Source organism: Gordonia sp. NPDC003425, assembly GCF_053588635.1.
In genome coordinates this window covers 15,494-31,798 of record NZ_JBSFQI010000001.1, presented here as the reverse complement: position 1 = coordinate 31,798, position 16,305 = coordinate 15,494, and the positions used below count along the sequence as shown (strand labels likewise).

The 16,305-nt window shown below is 67.3% G+C and carries 18 protein-coding genes; 16 read left to right on the top strand and 2 right to left on the bottom strand.

Annotation, left to right across the window (positions count from 1 at the left end):
* The first annotated feature begins 75 nt into the window (after positions 1 to 75).
* The 13 genes from hrcA to ACWDTD_RS00095 all read left to right on the top strand — a co-directional run bounded on the left by hrcA (position 76) and on the right by ACWDTD_RS00095 (position 12,049).
* Entirely contained in the window at positions 76 to 1,110 is a 1,035-nt protein-coding gene (hrcA, locus tag ACWDTD_RS00155; RefSeq protein ID WP_449745036.1) for a heat-inducible transcriptional repressor HrcA, read from the top strand.
* A gap of 66 nt (positions 1,111 to 1,176) precedes the next feature.
* The gene (gene dnaJ, locus ACWDTD_RS00150) at positions 1,177 to 2,334 is read left to right on the top strand and encodes a molecular chaperone DnaJ (protein ID WP_449745035.1); all 1,158 of its coding nucleotides are present in this window, start codon (positions 1,177 to 1,179) and stop codon (positions 2,332 to 2,334) included.
* A 30-nt stretch (positions 2,335 to 2,364) separates the two neighbouring features.
* Positions 2,365 to 3,114 (top strand): 16S rRNA (uracil(1498)-N(3))-methyltransferase, encoded by a 750-nt coding sequence (locus tag ACWDTD_RS00145; protein ID WP_449745034.1) that lies wholly within the window; start codon positions 2,365 to 2,367, stop codon positions 3,112 to 3,114.
* Between the two features lie 7 nt (positions 3,115 to 3,121).
* On the top strand, positions 3,122 to 3,910 hold the full coding sequence (locus ACWDTD_RS00140) for an alpha/beta hydrolase family protein (protein WP_449745033.1): 789 nt from the start codon (positions 3,122 to 3,124) through the stop codon (positions 3,908 to 3,910).
* A gap of 139 nt (positions 3,911 to 4,049) precedes the next feature.
* On the top strand, positions 4,050 to 5,144 hold the full coding sequence (locus ACWDTD_RS00135; RefSeq protein WP_449745032.1) for a PhoH family protein: 1,095 nt from the start codon (positions 4,050 to 4,052) through the stop codon (positions 5,142 to 5,144).
* Entirely contained in the window at positions 5,141 to 5,719 is a 579-nt protein-coding gene (gene ybeY / locus ACWDTD_RS00130; RefSeq protein WP_449745031.1) for an rRNA maturation RNase YbeY, read from the top strand. Before ACWDTD_RS00135 ends, ybeY begins: the two co-directional genes overlap by 4 nt.
* Complete coding sequence (locus tag ACWDTD_RS00125; RefSeq protein WP_449745461.1) at positions 5,716 to 7,137, top strand: hemolysin family protein; 1,422 nt, start codon at positions 5,716 to 5,718, stop codon at positions 7,135 to 7,137. Before ybeY ends, ACWDTD_RS00125 begins: the two co-directional genes overlap by 4 nt.
* Before the next feature lie 33 nt (positions 7,138 to 7,170).
* Entirely contained in the window at positions 7,171 to 7,506 is a 336-nt protein-coding gene (locus tag ACWDTD_RS00120) for a cytidine deaminase (protein ID WP_449745030.1), read from the top strand.
* A complete protein-coding gene (era, locus tag ACWDTD_RS00115) occupies positions 7,506 to 8,420 on the top strand; it encodes a GTPase Era (RefSeq protein WP_449745029.1) in 915 nt (304 codons plus the stop codon). The genes ACWDTD_RS00120 and era overlap by 1 nt, the downstream gene beginning before the upstream one ends.
* A 17-nt stretch (positions 8,421 to 8,437) precedes the next feature.
* Positions 8,438 to 9,943 carry a YhgE/Pip domain-containing protein gene (locus ACWDTD_RS00110; protein ID WP_449745028.1) on the top strand — a complete coding sequence of 502 codons (1,506 nt, stop codon included), beginning with the start codon at positions 8,438 to 8,440 and terminating at the stop codon, positions 9,941 to 9,943.
* 67 nt (positions 9,944 to 10,010) lie between these two features.
* Positions 10,011 to 10,769: a DNA repair protein RecO gene (gene recO / locus ACWDTD_RS00105; protein WP_449745027.1), complete on the top strand. Its 759-nt coding sequence runs from the start codon at positions 10,011 to 10,013 to the stop codon at positions 10,767 to 10,769.
* Between the two features lie 13 nt (positions 10,770 to 10,782).
* Positions 10,783 to 11,622, top strand: coding sequence for an isoprenyl transferase (locus tag ACWDTD_RS00100; protein WP_449745026.1), 840 nt, complete (start codon positions 10,783 to 10,785; stop codon positions 11,620 to 11,622).
* Between the two features lie 7 nt (positions 11,623 to 11,629).
* Positions 11,630 to 12,049: a hypothetical protein gene (locus ACWDTD_RS00095; RefSeq protein WP_449745025.1), complete on the top strand. Its 420-nt coding sequence runs from the start codon at positions 11,630 to 11,632 to the stop codon at positions 12,047 to 12,049.
* A gap of 14 nt (positions 12,050 to 12,063) precedes the next feature.
* On the opposite strand, the gene ACWDTD_RS00090 is transcribed toward ACWDTD_RS00095, so the two are convergent.
* Complete coding sequence (locus ACWDTD_RS00090) at positions 12,064 to 12,510, bottom strand: Fur family transcriptional regulator (protein ID WP_449745024.1); 447 nt, start codon at positions 12,508 to 12,510, stop codon at positions 12,064 to 12,066.
* A complete protein-coding gene (locus ACWDTD_RS00085; protein WP_449745023.1) occupies positions 12,507 to 12,890 on the bottom strand; it encodes an ArsR/SmtB family transcription factor in 384 nt (127 codons plus the stop codon). Before ACWDTD_RS00085 ends, ACWDTD_RS00090 begins: the two co-directional genes overlap by 4 nt.
* Before the next feature lie 142 nt (positions 12,891 to 13,032).
* Here ACWDTD_RS00085 and ACWDTD_RS00080 point away from each other — a divergent pair, with 142 nt between their 5' ends.
* The 3 genes from ACWDTD_RS00080 to ACWDTD_RS00070 all read left to right on the top strand — a co-directional run bounded on the left by ACWDTD_RS00080 (position 13,033) and on the right by ACWDTD_RS00070 (position 16,303).
* Positions 13,033 to 14,421: a glycine--tRNA ligase gene (locus tag ACWDTD_RS00080; protein WP_449745022.1), complete on the top strand. Its 1,389-nt coding sequence runs from the start codon at positions 13,033 to 13,035 to the stop codon at positions 14,419 to 14,421.
* Between the two features lie 123 nt (positions 14,422 to 14,544).
* Entirely contained in the window at positions 14,545 to 15,003 is a 459-nt protein-coding gene (locus ACWDTD_RS00075; RefSeq protein ID WP_449745021.1) for a cold-shock protein, read from the top strand.
* Complete coding sequence (locus tag ACWDTD_RS00070; protein WP_449745020.1) at positions 14,996 to 16,303, top strand: deoxyguanosinetriphosphate triphosphohydrolase; 1,308 nt, start codon at positions 14,996 to 14,998, stop codon at positions 16,301 to 16,303. Before ACWDTD_RS00075 ends, ACWDTD_RS00070 begins: the two co-directional genes overlap by 8 nt.
* Positions 16,304 to 16,305 lie beyond the last annotated feature (2 nt).

Below are 16,305 nucleotides of genomic sequence, written 5' to 3'. Positions count from 1 at the left end.
AGGTTTTCGTCGGCCTTTCGTAAGATGGAACCCACCAACTGTATTGCAGAGTTCGTGTCGAGGAGGTGTCAGAGAGTGACGGCGACCGACGATCGGCGGTTCGAGATCCTTCGGGCAATCGTCACCGACTATGTGGACACGCAGGAGCCGATCGGCTCCAAGGCGCTGGTCGAACGCCACCACCTCGGGGTTTCGAGCGCCACCGTCCGAAACGACATGGCCGTTCTGGAGGCCGAGGGTTACATCACCCAGCCGCACACCAGTTCGGGACGCGTGCCCACCGACAAGGGTTACCGGATGTTCGTGGACCGGATCAGCGAGGTCAAGCCACTGTCGTCGGCCGAGCGCCGCGCGATCCTGTCGGTCCTCGATTCCGGCGTCGACCTCGACGACGTGCTGCGCCGGTCGGTGCGATTGCTCGCACAACTCACCCGGCAGGTCGCGGTCATCCAATACCCGGTGCTGTCCACTGCGACGGTGCGTCACCTCGAGGTGATCACCCTGTCGCCGTCGCGGCTGCTGCTTGTGGTGATCACCGACAGCGGCCGTGTCGAGCAGCGGATGGTGGCCCTTGCCGAGGACCACGACGAGGCGGGTATCGCTCGGTTGCGTGACATCTTCTCCGCAGCGCTGCACGGCAAGCGGCTCGAGGCCGCCTCGGCGGCGGTCGCCGAGGTGGCCAATCAAGCGCCCGAGGACATCCGTGACGCGGTCATCCGCATCGCGACGGTACTGGTGGAGACGCTGGTCGAGCGCGGCGATGACCGGCTGGTCCTCGGTGGTACCTCCAACCTGGCCCGGGCGGCTGCTGATTTCGCGCCGGCCAGCGGTGGCATGGACTCGGTGCTCGAGGCACTCGAGGAGCAGGTCGTGGTCCTCAAATTGTTGGCCACCACCCAGCGGATGGGTCGGGTGACCGTGCAGATCGGGGAGGAGACCATGACCGAGAACCTGCGCGGCACCTCCGTCGTATCCACCGGGTACGGTGCTTCGGGAACCGTGTTCGGCAGCCTCGGGGTGGTCGGCCCCACGCGGATGGACTATCCGGGAACAATCGCCTCCGTGGCGGCCGTTGCGAAATACGTGGGCGAGGTGCTCTCGGAGCGCTGAGCGGGCGCGAACAACGCGCTGAATGGGCGCGAACAAGACGTGTGAGACAAGAGGACCAAGACAAGCGTGGCAACTGACTACTACGGAATCCTCGGTGTGGCAAAAGGTGCCAGCGACCAGGAGATCAAGCGTGCGTACCGCAAGAAGGCGCGTGAACTGCATCCCGATGTGAATCCGAGCGAAGAGGACCGCTTCAAAGAGGTCACCACCGCCTACGAGGTGCTCAGCGACCCGGAGAAGCGGCGCATCGTCGATGCGGGCGGCGACCCGCTCGCCGGTCCCGGTGCCGGCGGTTTCGGCGGCTTCGCCGGCGGCGGGCTCGGCGACGTGTTCGAGGCGTTCTTCGGCTCGGGCAGCGGGTTCGGCGGCGGTGGCTTCGGCGGCGGCCGCGGTCCCCGGGGTCGGGTCCAGCCCGGTGAGCCCGCTCTGGTCGCGGTCGAACTCGACCTCGAGGAATGCGCCGCCGGTGTCAACAAGGAGATCACCGTCGACACGGCGATCCTCTGCGACGTCTGCCACGGATCGGGCACCAATGGTGACTCCAAGCCGGTGACCTGCGACATCTGCAAGGGTGCGGGCGAGATCCAGGCGGTGCAGCGATCGATTCTCGGACAGGTGATGACGGTGCGCGAGTGCCCCACCTGTCACGGCACCGGCGAGGTGATCCCCGATCCGTGCCGCAAGTGTGGCGGCGACGGCCGGGTTCGGTCACGCCGCACCATGACCGTGCGCATTCCGGCCGGAATCGAGAGCGGAATGCGTGTCCGCCTGGCCGGTCAGGGCGAGGTGGGCATGGGTGGCGGCCCGGCCGGTGACCTGTATGTCGAGGTCACCGAGCGTCCCCACGATGTCTTCATCCGCGACAAGGACGATCTGCACTGCACGTTGCGGGTCCCGATGGCCGACGCCGCTCTGGGAGCCGAGTTCGACGTGCCGACCATCCTGGGTGACTCCACCACGGTGGCGATCGCTCCCGGGACGCAGCCGGGTCAGGTGGTCAAGGTGCGCGGTCAGGGCATGCCCCACGTCAACAGCGGGGTCCGCGGCACACTGCACGTCCACCTCGACGTGCACGTGCCGACGAAACTCGACGCCGCGCAGTCCGAGGCGCTGCGCAACTATCGTGCCGGTTCCGGTGAGCAGATCGATCTGGTGACCGCCAGCGCGGCCGCCGCACCCGGAGGGCTGTTCTCGCGTCTACGCAACGCTTTCGCCGGGCGCTGAACCGGGCGCCGACGAGAGAATCGACCGTTTGTGAGCCCGCCGCTGTTCTGGGTCGACGAGGTACCGGCTGTCGGTGCCGACATCGTCTTGCGCGGGGCGGAAGGCCGCCACGCGGTCACCGTGACCCGACTGTCGGTGGGGGAAAACCTCGCCGTCGGAGACGGCAGGGGATCGATCGCGGTGTGTGAGGTGGTATCGATCACCGCCAAGGACACCCTCGTCGCGCGAGCCCATGAATATCGCTTCGTCGATCGGCCGCGTCCGACGGTGACGCTGGTGCAGGCGCTGCCCAAGGCGGAGCGGTCCGAACTCGCGGTGGATCTGGCCACCGAGGCGGGGGTCGATGCCATCGTGCCGTGGCAGGCTGCGCGCTGCGTCGCGCGGTGGACCGGCAAAGCCGACAAGGGTGTGGCCAAGTGGCGTGCCGCCGCGTCGGCCGCAGCCAAACAGAGCCGTCGGCCCTGGATACCCGAGATCGCCGATCTGGCAGGCACCACCGAGGTGAGGACGCGGTGCGCCGAGGTGTCGGCGACCGGTGGTGTCGTTGCCGTCCTGCACGAGCACGGTGCGGTGTCGCTGCGGACCCTGCCGCTGGCCGACGCCACCGCCATCGTCCTCGTCGTCGGACCGGAGGGTGGACTCGACGACAGCGAGATCGCCGACCTCACCGCGCTGGGCGCGCACTCGGTGGTGCTGGGGCCCGAGGTGTTGCGGACGTCGGCGGCCGGCGCGGTCGCGCTCGGCGCGATCGGGGTGCTGACGCAGCGGTGGGCGCGGTGAGAATCTCGTGGTGAAGCGCTGCGCCGTTCACCGCAGCAAGCTCGTCTACGGCTCCGAGCCATCTCAGTTCGGCCATCTCTACCTCGCCGCCGACGTCGCCGACCGGCCCGAACGCATCCGTCCGGTGGTGCTCGTCCACGGCGGGTACTGGACCACCGAATTCGGCCTCACCATCGAGTCGGCGATCGCCCGCCAGTACGCCGAACGAGGTGCATTGGTCTGGAACGTCGAGTACCGCCGCGTGGGCGAACCCGGTGGGGGATGGCCCGCCACGGGGCGCGACGTCGTCGCCGCCATCGAGGCACTCGACGGCCCGGTGCGCGAGGCGCTCGACCCACATGCCGCCGCCGCGGTCGACTGGTCGTCGGTGGCCGTGGTCGGGCATTCCGCGGGTGGGCAGCTCGCGGTGTGGGCCACCGCTCGGCTCGGGGCGCGCACTGCCACCACCCGGATCTCCACGGTGGTAGCCCAGTCCGCCGCTCTCGACCTCGTCGCCGCGGGGCGCACCGGCAGGGAGTCGGTGTACGCGCTGATGGGCGGCGCATACCCCGATATGCCCCAGCGCTACCGGGATGCCTCGCCGATCGAGCAGCCGCGGTTCGACGCCCATGTCGTGGCGATCCACGGTGGTCTCGACACCGCGATCCCGGTGGACGTGAGCCGGCGCTACGTGCAGACGGTGGCGGCCCGCGGTCAGTCCGCGGAACTGATCGTCGTCCCCGACGAGGGGCACGACGCCTTCGTCGACCCCCGCAGCGTCTGCAACAGGCAGACCCTACGCGTGCTCGGTCTGTGACATCCGCGGGTCCGCGACCATTCGCGACGGAATATTGCCTGCTGATCGGCCGTTGGGGAGCGATACACTCGTCTTCAGCGGGCACCCGTTTTCAGCGGGCACCGTCCGAGACCCCAGACCTGCAGGAGTGATTGCATACGTGAGTGATCCCACCCCCGACGTGAACGCGCAGACCAGCGGAACCTCCGGGGGCAGACCTGTGGTCACCGCCAACGTGGAAATCTCTCCCGAGGTGGTATTCGGTCTGCTCGGCGCCAGCGACGTCAACCTGCGCACGCTCGAGCAGCTTCTGCCCGCGTCGATTCACGTCCGCGGCAATCAGGTCACCCTCACCGGCGCGTCGGCCGACGTCGCGGCCTCGGAGCGGGTGATCGCCGAGCTCGTCGACCTGGTGGGACGGGGCACCCCGCTCACCCCCGACCTGGTGCGCCACAGCGTGTCGATGCTGTCGCAGGATTCCGGCGAATCCCCGGCAGAGGTGTTGTCGCTGGACATCATCTCGCGACGCGGCAAGACCATCCGGCCCAAAACGCTGAACCAGAAACGATACGTCGAGGCGATCGACAACCACACCATCGTGTTCGGGCTCGGTCCGGCCGGCACCGGAAAGACCTACCTGGCGATGGCCAAGGCCGTGCAGGCGTTGCAGGCCAAAGCGGTCAACCGCATCATCCTGACCCGCCCGGCGGTGGAGGCGGGCGAGCGGCTCGGATTCCTGCCCGGCACGCTGAGCGAGAAGATCGACCCCTACCTGCGGCCGCTGTACGACGCGCTGCACGACATGATCGATCCGGAGTCGATCCCCAAGCTGATGGCCGCGGGCGTCATCGAGGTGGCACCGCTGGCATACATGCGCGGACGTACGTTGAATGACGCTTTCATCATCCTCGACGAAGCCCAGAACACGACGGGTGAGCAGATGAAGATGTTCCTCACGCGCCTGGGTTTCGGCTCGCAGATCGTGGTCACCGGCGACGTCACCCAGGTGGATCTGCCCGGCGGTGCGCAGAGTGGTTTGCGTTCGGCCACAAAGATTCTCGAGGGTGTCGACGACATCCACTTCGCCCATCTCACCAGCGCCGACGTGGTACGGCACCGGCTGGTCGCCGACATCGTCGACGCCTACGGCCGCGCCGAGGAGGCCAATCGCGGGCCGGGCCGGTTGCGTGACGCCGACCAGATCTCGGGGAATCGCGCGGCACGCCGCGCCGCGACTCAGGCCAGGCGCTCATGAGCATCGAACTGGCCAATGAATCCGGCGTCGACGCACCTGCGGAGCTGATCATCGACGCGGCGCGGTTCGCGGTGATCGCCATGGACGTCAACCCGGCCGCCGAACTGTCGTTGCTACTCGTCGACGAACAGACCATGGCCGACATGCACATGCAGTGGATGGATCTGCCCGGCCCCACCGACGTGATGAGCTTCCCGATGGACGAACTGGTGCCCGGGGGCCGTCCCGACGCCGCCGATCCCGGTCCGGCCATTCTCGGCGACATCGTGCTGTGCCCGGAGTTCGCGGCCCGCCAGGCGAAGGACGCGCGGCGGTCCTTCGACCACGAACTCGCGATGCTCACCATCCACGGGGTGCTGCATCTGCTCGGTTACGACCACGCCGAACCCGACGAGGAGAAGGAGATGTTCGGCCTGCAGAATCGCATCCTGGAGGATTTCTACGCGCAACGTCATCGCGATGCGCAGGATCGTCGACAGTCCCAGCGTGACTCGCGCCTGCTGAGCAACATCGGATTCACCGAGTTGAACACCCCGCCCGGTGGCGGGGACCCCGGCACCTCCGGAGGCACCTGACCGTGCCCACCGACGTGTGGTTCCTCATCCTGGCCGCACTGCTGCTCGCCGCCGCAGGCGTGTTCGCCGCCGTCGACACCGCCGTGTCGACGGTATCGATCGCCAGGGTCGAGGAGATGGCGAAGGAACAGCGTGCCGGGGCCCGGCGCCTGATGTCGGTTCTCGACTCCCGGGCCACCTATGTGGGTCTCGCAGTGTTCCTGCGTGTCGGTTGTGAGACCGCGGCGGTTGCGTTGGTGTCGGTCGTCGCCGTCGACGAGTGGGGAGTCGGCTGGGGGCTGGCTGCCGCCATCCTCGGGATGACCGGGCTCTCCTATGTTGCTGCGGGCGTCGGGCCACGCACCCTCGGCCGCCAGCACGCCTACAGCATCGCGCTCGCCGCGGCGGCGGTACTTCAGGCGGTGGGTGTGTTGCTCACACCGGTCACGCGCCTGCTGATCCTCATCGGTAACGCGCTCACCCCGGGCAAGGGGTATCGCAACGGGCCCTTCGCCACGGAGGTCGAGCTACGCGAGGTGGTCGACCTGGCCGAGGCCAGCGGTGTGGTCGCCGCCGACGAACGCCGAATGATCCAGTCGGTCTTCGATCTCGGCGACACCAACGCGCGGGAGGTGATGGTGCCGCGCACCGAGATGGTGTGGATCGAATCGGACAAGAACGCCTCGCAGGCGATGAATCTGGCATTGCGGTCCGGGCATTCACGTATCCCGGTGATCGGGGAGAACCCCGACGACATCTTGGGCGTGGTCTATCTGAAGGATCTCGCGGAACGGGCGGCCACGGCCGACGGTCTCGCCTCGATCCGGCTGAGTGAGCTGATTCGTCCCGCCGAGTTCATCCCGGACTCCAAACCCCTCGACCGCGTACTCGCGGACATGCAGCGCACCCGCAACCACATGGCGCTGCTCGTCGACGAATACGGCGGTATCGCCGGTCTGGTCACCATCGAGGATGTGCTGGAGGAGATCGTCGGCGAGATCACCGACGAATACGACACCGACGAGGTGGCGCCGGTCGAGGAACTCGGCGACGGCCGCTATCGGGTGTCGGCGCGGCTGCCGGTGGAGGATCTCGGTGAACTCTTCGACATCGACATCGACGACGACGAAGTGGAGACCGTCGGCGGACTCGTGGGCCTGGAACTGGGCCGTGTGCCGTTGCCCGGCGCGTCGGTCACCTCGCACGGTCTGCAACTGATCGCCGAGGGCGGACCGAACCGGCAGGGCCGCCAGCGGATCAGCACGGTGCTGGTCAGCAGGCTCGACTCCGACGATTCGCACGATGACGACGACCGGCCGACCCGCCGCGAGCGAGGGGCGGGCGCGGATCGCGACTCGGATGCGGAATACTCGGGGCCTGATGGTTCGGGACACCACAGGTCGGTCCCGGCCCGCAGCGGTGGCAAGGATCGGCGATGACGGTCGCGAATCAGGGATGACCAGGAAACAGGGATGACACAGACGCTCGACGACGAGGATCGCAAGCTGGTCGTCCTCGCCAAGGGTGCGCGGGCGCGCGCCGAATCACGTTCGGGCGCGGCGGTGCGCGACTCGGACGGCCGCACCTACGCCGGCGCCGACGTGGACACGGCAACCCTGGTGCTCTCGGCGCTGCAGGTCGCGGTGGCCGCTGCGCTCTCGAGCGGGGCGTCGGGCTTCGAGGCCGCGGTGATCGTCGGCGGCGACGCCACCGATCCCGGTGTGGCCACGCTCACCGAGATCAGCTCGGATGCCTACCTGGTGATCACCGATGTGGCAGGCGCCGTCGTGAACCGTGTGAGCTCGTGATGACGGCGGAGTTCCGTTCAGGATTCGTCTGTTTCGTCGGGCGCCCCAACACCGGCAAGTCGACGCTGACCAACGCGCTGGTAGGCGAGAAGATCGCGATCACGTCGAATCGGCCGCAGACCACCCGGCACACGATCCGCGGCATCGTCAATCGTCCCGACGCGCAGTTGGTGATCGTCGACACTCCCGGCCTGCACCGGCCGCGCACCCTGCTGGGGCAGCGCCTCAACGACCTGGTGCGGGACACGTACTCCGAGGTGGACGTGGTGGGGATCTGCGTGCCCGCCGACGAGACCATCGGCCCCGGTGACCGCTGGATCGTTTCCCAGGTCAAGGAGATGGCCCCGCGCACAACGGTTCTCGGAGTGGTCACCAAGATCGACCGGGTGACCCCCGATCGGGTGGCCGCACAGCTGCTGGCGCTGAGCGCGCTGCTCGGCGACGGGTGTGAGGTGGTACCCGTGTCGGCGAAGTCCGGCAAACAACTCGACGTGCTCACCGACGTGCTGGTGTCGCTGATGGAACCGGGCCCCGCGTTCTATCCCGACGGGGAACTCACCGACGAACCCGAACAGGTCCTCATGGCCGAATACATCCGCGAGGCCGCTCTCGAGGGAGTGCACGACGAACTGCCGCACTCACTGGCCGTGGTGATCGAGGAGGTGATCCCCCGCGAGGACCGTCCCCCCGACTCGCCACCGATGGTCGACGTGCACGCGATCCTCTACGTCGAGCGCGACAGCCAGAAGGGCATCATCATCGGGCACAAGGGTGCCCGCCTCAAAGAGGTGGGCACCGTCGCACGCGCCCAGATCGAACGGCTGCTGGGGGTCAAGGTCTACCTGGATCTGCACGTGAAGGTGGCCAAAGACTGGCAGCGTGATCCGAAACAGTTGGGCCGCATGGGATTCTGACGAGAGGATCGAATCGGGTGGGAAAACACGAGAGCGGCGCGCCCGTCCCCGACGTCGCACCGTCGGCCGAAACGGAGCGGGACGAACCAGAACAACAGGCGGTCGCGACGATCTCCGAGGTGCTCGGCACACCGAAGTTCTGGTTGCTGCCGCTGCTTCTCGTCACCGCCATCATGTCGTTCATGGCGGCGCTGTACATGGGGGCGATCGCCGATCCGGAGGGAAATCTGCACGACTTTCCCGTCGCCATCGTCAATCAGGACGTCGGCGGTGAGGTGCCCAACGCAGACGGCACCACCACCAAGCAGAACTACGGACAGCAGGTGGCCGACGGCATCGTGGCCACCGCCGCCAAGAGTGGTATCTCGGTCCGGCCCACCGACCGCACCACCGCCTTGGACGACCTCAACTCGGGCAAGGTCTACGGAGTGGTGCTCATCGACCCAAGCTTCACCAATCGTGCCATCGCCCTGGGCAAGTCGACGGTCTTGCAGGCAAAACCCGGTCGCATGCCCATCGATGTCTACATCAACCGCGGCTCGGGCACCTTCGCGTCCGCGGTCACCACCACCTTCGCCAGTGAAGTGACCACGCAGGTCAACGAGCAGGTCGGCAAGCAGCTCACCGACTCGGTACGAGACCAGTTGGCTGCCGCGAACGTCCCGTTCTCCGGGGCCGCGCAACTGGCGTTGTCGGAGCCGGTCAGTGTGCGGACCATCGAACCCACCCCGCTGCCGAAGGGGTCGGCCAACGGGTTGTCGGCGTTCTACTACACGCTGCTGTTGGTGCTGGCCGGCTTCACCGGAGCCATGATGGTGAGCATCGTGGTCGACGCCGCGCTCGGGCAGACCCCCATCGAGTTCGGCCCGTTCTACCAGTTGCGGATGCGGTTGGCCATCTCACGGTGGGGCACCCTGGCCGCGAAGTGGGTGATCATGGCGCTGGTCGCGTTCGTGCAGTCGGCGCTTTACATCGCGGTGTGCACGGCCGTGGGCACATCGTTGCCCAACGCATTCACGCTGTGGATGTTCTCGACGCTGGTCATCTTCGCGGTCGGTGTGTCGGCGGCGTCGATGATGGCGGTGTTCGGCAACCCGGGCCTGATCCTGAATCTGGTGTTCTTCGTGATCCTCGGACTGCCGTCCTCGGGCGGCACCGTCCCGTTGGAGGCCAGCCCGCGCCTGTTCGCGTGGATCGCCGCCTTCGAACCGATGCACCTCGTCTATCTGGGGTCTCGGGCCATCCTGTACTTCGATGCCGACTGGTATTCGGGGCTGGGGCAGTCGGTGATCCAGACCGTCATCGGGCTGGTGGTGGGCCTCCTGCTCGGTTGGGGTGGCACCAAGATCTACGACCACAAGGGATGGCATCGTTTTCCCGGCGGTATGACGCTGCCACCCCGGCTGTCGAAACTCGTCGAGGGCGGGGAGGGCTCGCTGCCGACGATCACCACTCCGGCGCCCGAGCATGTGGCAGGGGTCGAGGCCGCACGCGCCGATCGCTTCGCGGACCGGCCCGAGTAGACCGCATGCCCGACGGGGACGCATGTCGTAGCCGGGTGCTGTCGGGGTGCGGTGGAAGAATGTTGCGGTGAGGTTTTACCGGGACGAGGCGGTGGTGCTGCGGCAGCACAAGCTGGGTGAGGCCGACCGCATCATCACGCTGCTCACCGCCGATCACGGGTTGGTGCGTGCGGTCGCCAAAGGGGTGCGCCGCACCAGGTCGAAGTTCGGTGCGCGGCTTGAGCCGTTTGCCCACATCGACGTGCACCTCTATCCGGGGCGCAATCTCGACGTGGTCACCCAGGTGCACACCTTGCACGCCTTCGCCGACGCCATCGTCGCCGACTACGGCCGTTACACCACCGCATGCGCGGTGCTGGAGACGGCCGAACGTCTCGCCGGTGAAGAACGCGCACCCGCACGGCAATTGCACCGCCTCACCGTGGGGGCGCTGGAGGCACTGGCCGACGACCGACGGCCCGGTGAACTGATCCTCGACGCGTTCCTGCTGCGGGCGATGCACTGTGCGGGCTGGATGCCTGCACTGGAGGAATGCGCCCGGTGTGCTCAGCCGGGTCCGCACCGCGCCTTCCACGTCGCCGCAGGTGGAGCGGTGTGCCTGCACTGCCGCCCGCCGGGAGCGGCCACCCCCTCGCCGGGCGTGCTCGATCTGATGGACGCGCTGTTCCGCGGTCAGTGGGATCACACGGCGGCCTCGACGCAGTCGCAGCGTCGTCAGGCCACCGGACTCGTCGCCGCCCACCTGCAGTGGCATCTCGAACGACAGTTACGGACCCTGCCGCTCATCGAACGCACCAGCCCCCATAGGCTGGTCGAGACGGCGTGAGAGGAGTGCGGTGATGGCGCTACGGTCGCGTGCCGCGGCACGGGGCGCCCGAGGCGCGGATGCCGCACAGCAGGGACGTCCCCGCGCGGTTCGGTCACCCGATCCGCATCCCAGCGGAGCAACCCCGCCGCAGTTGCCGCCCGAACTCGTTCCCCGGCACGTCGCCCTGGTGATGGACGGCAACGGTCGATGGGCCACCGACCGTGGACTTCCGCGCACGGAGGGACACAAGCGCGGCGAGGCGGTGCTCATGGACACCGTGTGCGGCTGCATCGAACTCGGCGTGGGCTGGTTGTCGGCGTATGCGTTCTCCACCGAGAACTGGTCGCGAAGCCCCGACGAGGTCCGCTTCCTGATGGGATTCAACAGGGACGTCATCCGGCGCCGCCGCGACGAGATGAACGAGATGGGCGTTCGGGTGCGCTGGGCGGGGCGCAGGCCCCGACTGTGGCGCAGCGTCATCAAGGAACTCGAGATCGCCGAGGAGATGACCAAGGACAACACGGTGATGACGCTCACCATGTGCGTGAACTACGGTGGCCGCGCCGAAATCGCCGACGCCGCACGAGAGATCGCGCGTCGCGCCGCGGCCGGGGAGATCGACCCCGAGCGGGTTACCGAATCCACCTTCGCCAGGTACCTCGACGAACCCGACATGCCCGACGTCGATCTGTTCCTGCGTCCCTCGGGTGAGCAGCGGATCTCGAATTTTCTGCTGTGGCAATCGGCCTACGCCGAGATGGTGTATCAGTCGAAACTCTTTCCCGATTTCGACCGCCGCGACCTGTGGGACGCGTGCGTCGAATACGCTTCCCGCGACCGACGTTTCGGCGGCGTCATCGACCCGAAGTGACGTGCCGATGATTCCAGGGACGAATTCGGATGGGGCGCAGGACGATCTGCGTCGGGTGGCGTCCTTGCTCACCGAGGTCGGCGAGGTGTCCGAACCCGATACGGACTCGGTGGTGGTCCAGGTCGATGCCACCCGGGCATCGGTGCGGCTCGTCGAGCTCGGTGAGGGGCTCGTCGTCGTGTCGGTCACCCAGCTCGTCGCACTCGACCTGCCGAACACCGACGCACTGCGCGACGATGTCGAGCAACTCGACGCCGGGTTGAGTTTCGGCAGCCTGCGCCGGTCCGACCCGGTGGGTGTGACCACCGATGTGCTGCAGTACTACACGTTTCCGCTCGGCGTCCTCGACGATGTTGCGCTGCTCACGGTGCTGCACATCGTGCTGATGGCCGGGGCCGACATCGCCCACCGATTGGTGGGGCGCTGAACGGCGAGCGCCGATCAGTCGCCGGCAGCCGTTCGGCAGTCGGCACAGACGCCGAAGACCTCGACGGTGTGGTTGATCTCGGTGAATCCGTGGTCGGCGGCAATCCGCGCCGCCCAGCGCTCCACCGGTTGGGCCTGCACCTCGACGGTGGTGCCGCACACCCGGCACACCAGATGGTGATGGTGTCCCGACGAACAGTTTCGGTAGCGCATCTCCCCGGAGCCGTCCCAGAGCACGTCGATCTGCCCGGACCGGCTCAGCGCCTGCAGATTCCGGTAGACGGTGGTCAGCCCGATCGACTCGCCGCGCGCCTTGAGCCGGTCGTGGAGTTCCTGCGCCGACAGGAAATCGTCGCTGGCGGCGAGCGCGTCGGCGATGGCGGCGCGCTGGCGGGTGGAGCGCACCCCTGTCGTCGGCCCGGCCCGCTCGCCGGTGGCCGTTGGGCCGGTCCCGGTTTTCATGCGTGTCTCGCCGTCCTCGAGTCGGCCCCCGTGTCCGCAGGAGCCCGCGTCTCGGTGTGAGCTTCCGTGGCGTGCGTGAGTGCGTCGGTCACGATGTGTGCGAGGTGATCGTCTGCGAGTTCGTACACGATCTCGCGTCCGCTGCGGTGACCACGAACCACACCGGCGTCCTTGAGGACCCGCAGGTGCTGGCTGACCAGCGGTTGGCTGAGCTCAAGCAGGCCGACGAGCTCATGCACGCACTTCGCGCCGTCCTGTAGGTGCAGCACGATGGCGATGCGGGTGGGGGAGGCCAGCGCGCGCAGCAGATCACCGGCTGCGGCACGGGCCGCGGCGTCGTCGCGCCCGCCTTGGTAGGTGCACGGTCGGTCGGGTTCCACGAACCCATCTTATGGGAATTCGTTGTCATTTGGAGTGGACTGCGGGGGCTCCCGCCGCGGCGGCTACCCTGTAAGGGTTGTCGGTTCGCACCTCAGCCGACGTACCTGACCGAAGTCCCAACGTTGTGGAGAGCGATTCATCGTGGCAGCCGCCCCGTCCAAAGTCGAAGCCGTCGTCAACCTCGCCAAGCGGCGGGGTCTGGTCTACCCCAGTGGCGAGATCTACGGCGGGACGCGCTCGGCGTGGGATTACGGTCCGCTGGGCGTGGAACTCAAGGAGAACATCAAACGCCAGTGGTGGCGGACCATGGTCACCTCGCGCGACGACGTGGTGGGTCTCGACTCGTCGGTGATCCTGCCGCGCCAGGTCTGGGAGGCCTCCGGTCACGTGGAGGTGTTCACCGACCCGCTCGTGGAATCGCTCTACACCCACAAGCGCTACCGGGCCGATCACCTCCTCGAGGCCTACGAGATCAAGCACGGCCATCCACCGGAGAACGGGATGGCCGACATCAACGATCCCGAGACCGGTCAGCCCGGAAAATGGACCGAACCCAAGGCGTTCAGCGGTCTGATGAAGACCTTCCTCGGTCCGGTCGACGACGAGGAGGGCATGCACTACCTGCGCCCGGAGACCGCCCAGGGCATCTTCGTGAACTTCAAGAACGTGATGACGACGTCACGCAAGAAGCCGCCGTTCGGCATCGCCCAGATCGGTAAGAGCTTCCGCAACGAGATCACCCCGGGCAACTTCATCTTCCGCACCCGCGAGTTCGAGCAGATGGAGATGGAGTTCTTCGTCAAGCCCGGCGACGACGAACAGTGGCATCAGTACTGGATCGATCAGCGCTTCAACTGGTATGTCGACCTCGGCATCGACCCGGAGAACCTGCGCCTCTACGAGCATCCCAAAGAGAAGCTGTCGCATTACTCCAAGCGAACCGTCGACGTGGAGTACAAGTTTGGTTTCGCCGGCAACCCGTGGGGTGAACTCGAGGGCGTGGCCAATCGCACCGACTTCGACCTGTCGACGCATTCGAAGGCCTCCGGTGAGGATCTGTCGTTCTTCGACCAGGCCTCCGGCGAGCGGTACACCCCGTACGTGATCGAGCCCGCAGCAGGCCTCACCCGGTCGGTGATGGCGTTCCTATGTGACGCGCTCACCGACGAGGAGGTACCGAACGCCAAGGGCGGCATCGACACTCGTACGGTGCTCCGTCTCGATCGCCGGCTGGCGCCGGTGAAGGTCGCGGTGTTGCCGCTGTCACGCAACGAGAAGCTCTCGCCCAAGGCGCGGGATCTGGCCGCCGAGTTGCGCAAGTACTGGAACGTCGATTTCGACGACGCGCAGGGAATCGGCAAGCGGTATCGCCGCCAGGACGAGGTGGGTACGCCATTCTGTGTCACCGTCGACTTCGACACCCTCGACGACCAGGCGGTCACCGTGCGTGAGCGCGACACGATGGGTCAGGAGCGGGTGGCGCTCGACAAGGTCGCCGAGTATCTGGGAGCGCGGCTGCTCGGTGCCTGACGCCGGGTGCCCCGTCGTCTCGATTGGGCCTGACCTGCGAAGGTCTGTCACAATTGGGTGAGTTTGCCGCGCGCTTGTGACACGGGGTTGCAGCGTCCGCGGCGAGGAGAGCGAGTTGGAGTCGTGGCTGTCAGCGGGAAAGTCGTGCATTACGACGCGAATAGGGGATTCGGATTTCTGGCACCCGAATCCGGGGGTGCCGATGTCTTCTTGCACATCAACGACATCGACATCGACGAGCAGTCGCTGAAGCCCGGCGCGAAGGTGTCCTTTGACATCGAGGAGACCGATCGCGGCGCCAAGGCGGTCAACGTGGCGGTCACCGAGGAGGCCCCGGCCGACGAGGCTGCGCCGGCGCGGCCGCATCGGCGCGACAGCCACGATCATCACGGCCGTTCGCACAGCCCCGACCGTGGTCGCCGGTCGCGGGGGCATGGCGGATCGCAGGAATCGTCGGCGTTCGCCGAGGAGATCACCGAACTTCTCCTCGACTCGTCCGACGATCTCACCGCCGCGCAGATTCTCGCCATCCGGCAGCGCATCATCGACCTCGCGGTGTCCCGGGGATGGGTGCTTGACTAGTACCCCGCTCACTGGGCGTTCCGGGATTCCGCCGACCGCGGATTACGGGTCCGAGGCCGTCGAGCGGATCGTGGCCGAGGGCCCCAAGATCGCCAGCCTGCCCGGCACCCGCACCGACCACCGCAGCGAGTACGCCCGCGACCGTGCGCGCGTGCTGCATTCGGCTGCGTTGCGTCGGCTCGCCGACAAAACCCAGGTGGTCGGTCCGCGTGAGGGTGACACCCCACGGACCCGGCTCACCCATTCGCTGGAAGTGGGTCAGATCGGGCGGGGTATCGCCATCGGTCTGGGCTGCGAACCCGATCTGGTGGAGCTCGCGGGCCTCGCCCATGACATCGGCCATCCGCCCTACGGACACAACGGCGAACGGGCCCTCGACGAGGTGGCCGCCGATATCGGCGGCTTCGAGGGCAACGCGCAGAACCTGCGCATCCTCACCCGGCTGGAACCCAAGCTCCTCGACGAGCAGGGCCGGTCGGCCGGATTGAACCTGACCAGGGCGTCGCTGGACGCGACCCTGAAGTATCCGTGGCTGGCACGGCCACCGGCGAAGAAGTTCGGCGCCTACGACGACGACGCCGCTGCGCTGCGCTGGGTTCGGCGTGACGCGCCGGGCGACCGTCAGTGTATCGAGGCGCAGGTGATGGACTGGTCCGACGACGTCGCGTACTCCGTGCACGATCTCGAGGACGGGGTGATCGCCAACCGCATCGATCTGCGCTCGCTCGCCGACCCCGACGACCAGCGCACGCTCGCGCAGATCGGGGTGACCGAATTCCCCGAACTCGAACCCGAACCGTTGATCGACGCCGCCCAGCGACTGTCGCAGATGGACATCGTGCGTGCCGTCGGCGTGTTCGACGGCAGCCTCGACGCGTCGGTGAAACTCAAACGCCTCACCAGCGAACTCATCGGACGCTTCGCGTCGGCGGCGATCACGGGCACCCGCGAGGTGGTGGGCGGACGATCCATCTCGCGCTACGACGCCGACCTGACGGTGTCGCCGCTGGTCGCCGCCGAGGTGGCGATCCTCAAGACGCTGGCATTGAGATTCATCTTCTCCAATGCCCGGCACAAGGCGCATCAGGCCCGGCAGCGTGAACGCATCCAACGGGTCGCGGACTGGCTGATGGCGGCTGCCCCCGGCGGTCTGGACCCGGTGTTCGTGCCGAGTTGGCTTGCCGCGCAAGACGACGCCGCGCGGTTGCGGGTGGTGGTCGACCAGATCGCGTCGATGACCGAGGGGCGGCTGGAACGGATGGACAAGCAGAACTCGGGAGCCCAGGCGCACCTGGGTTGAGC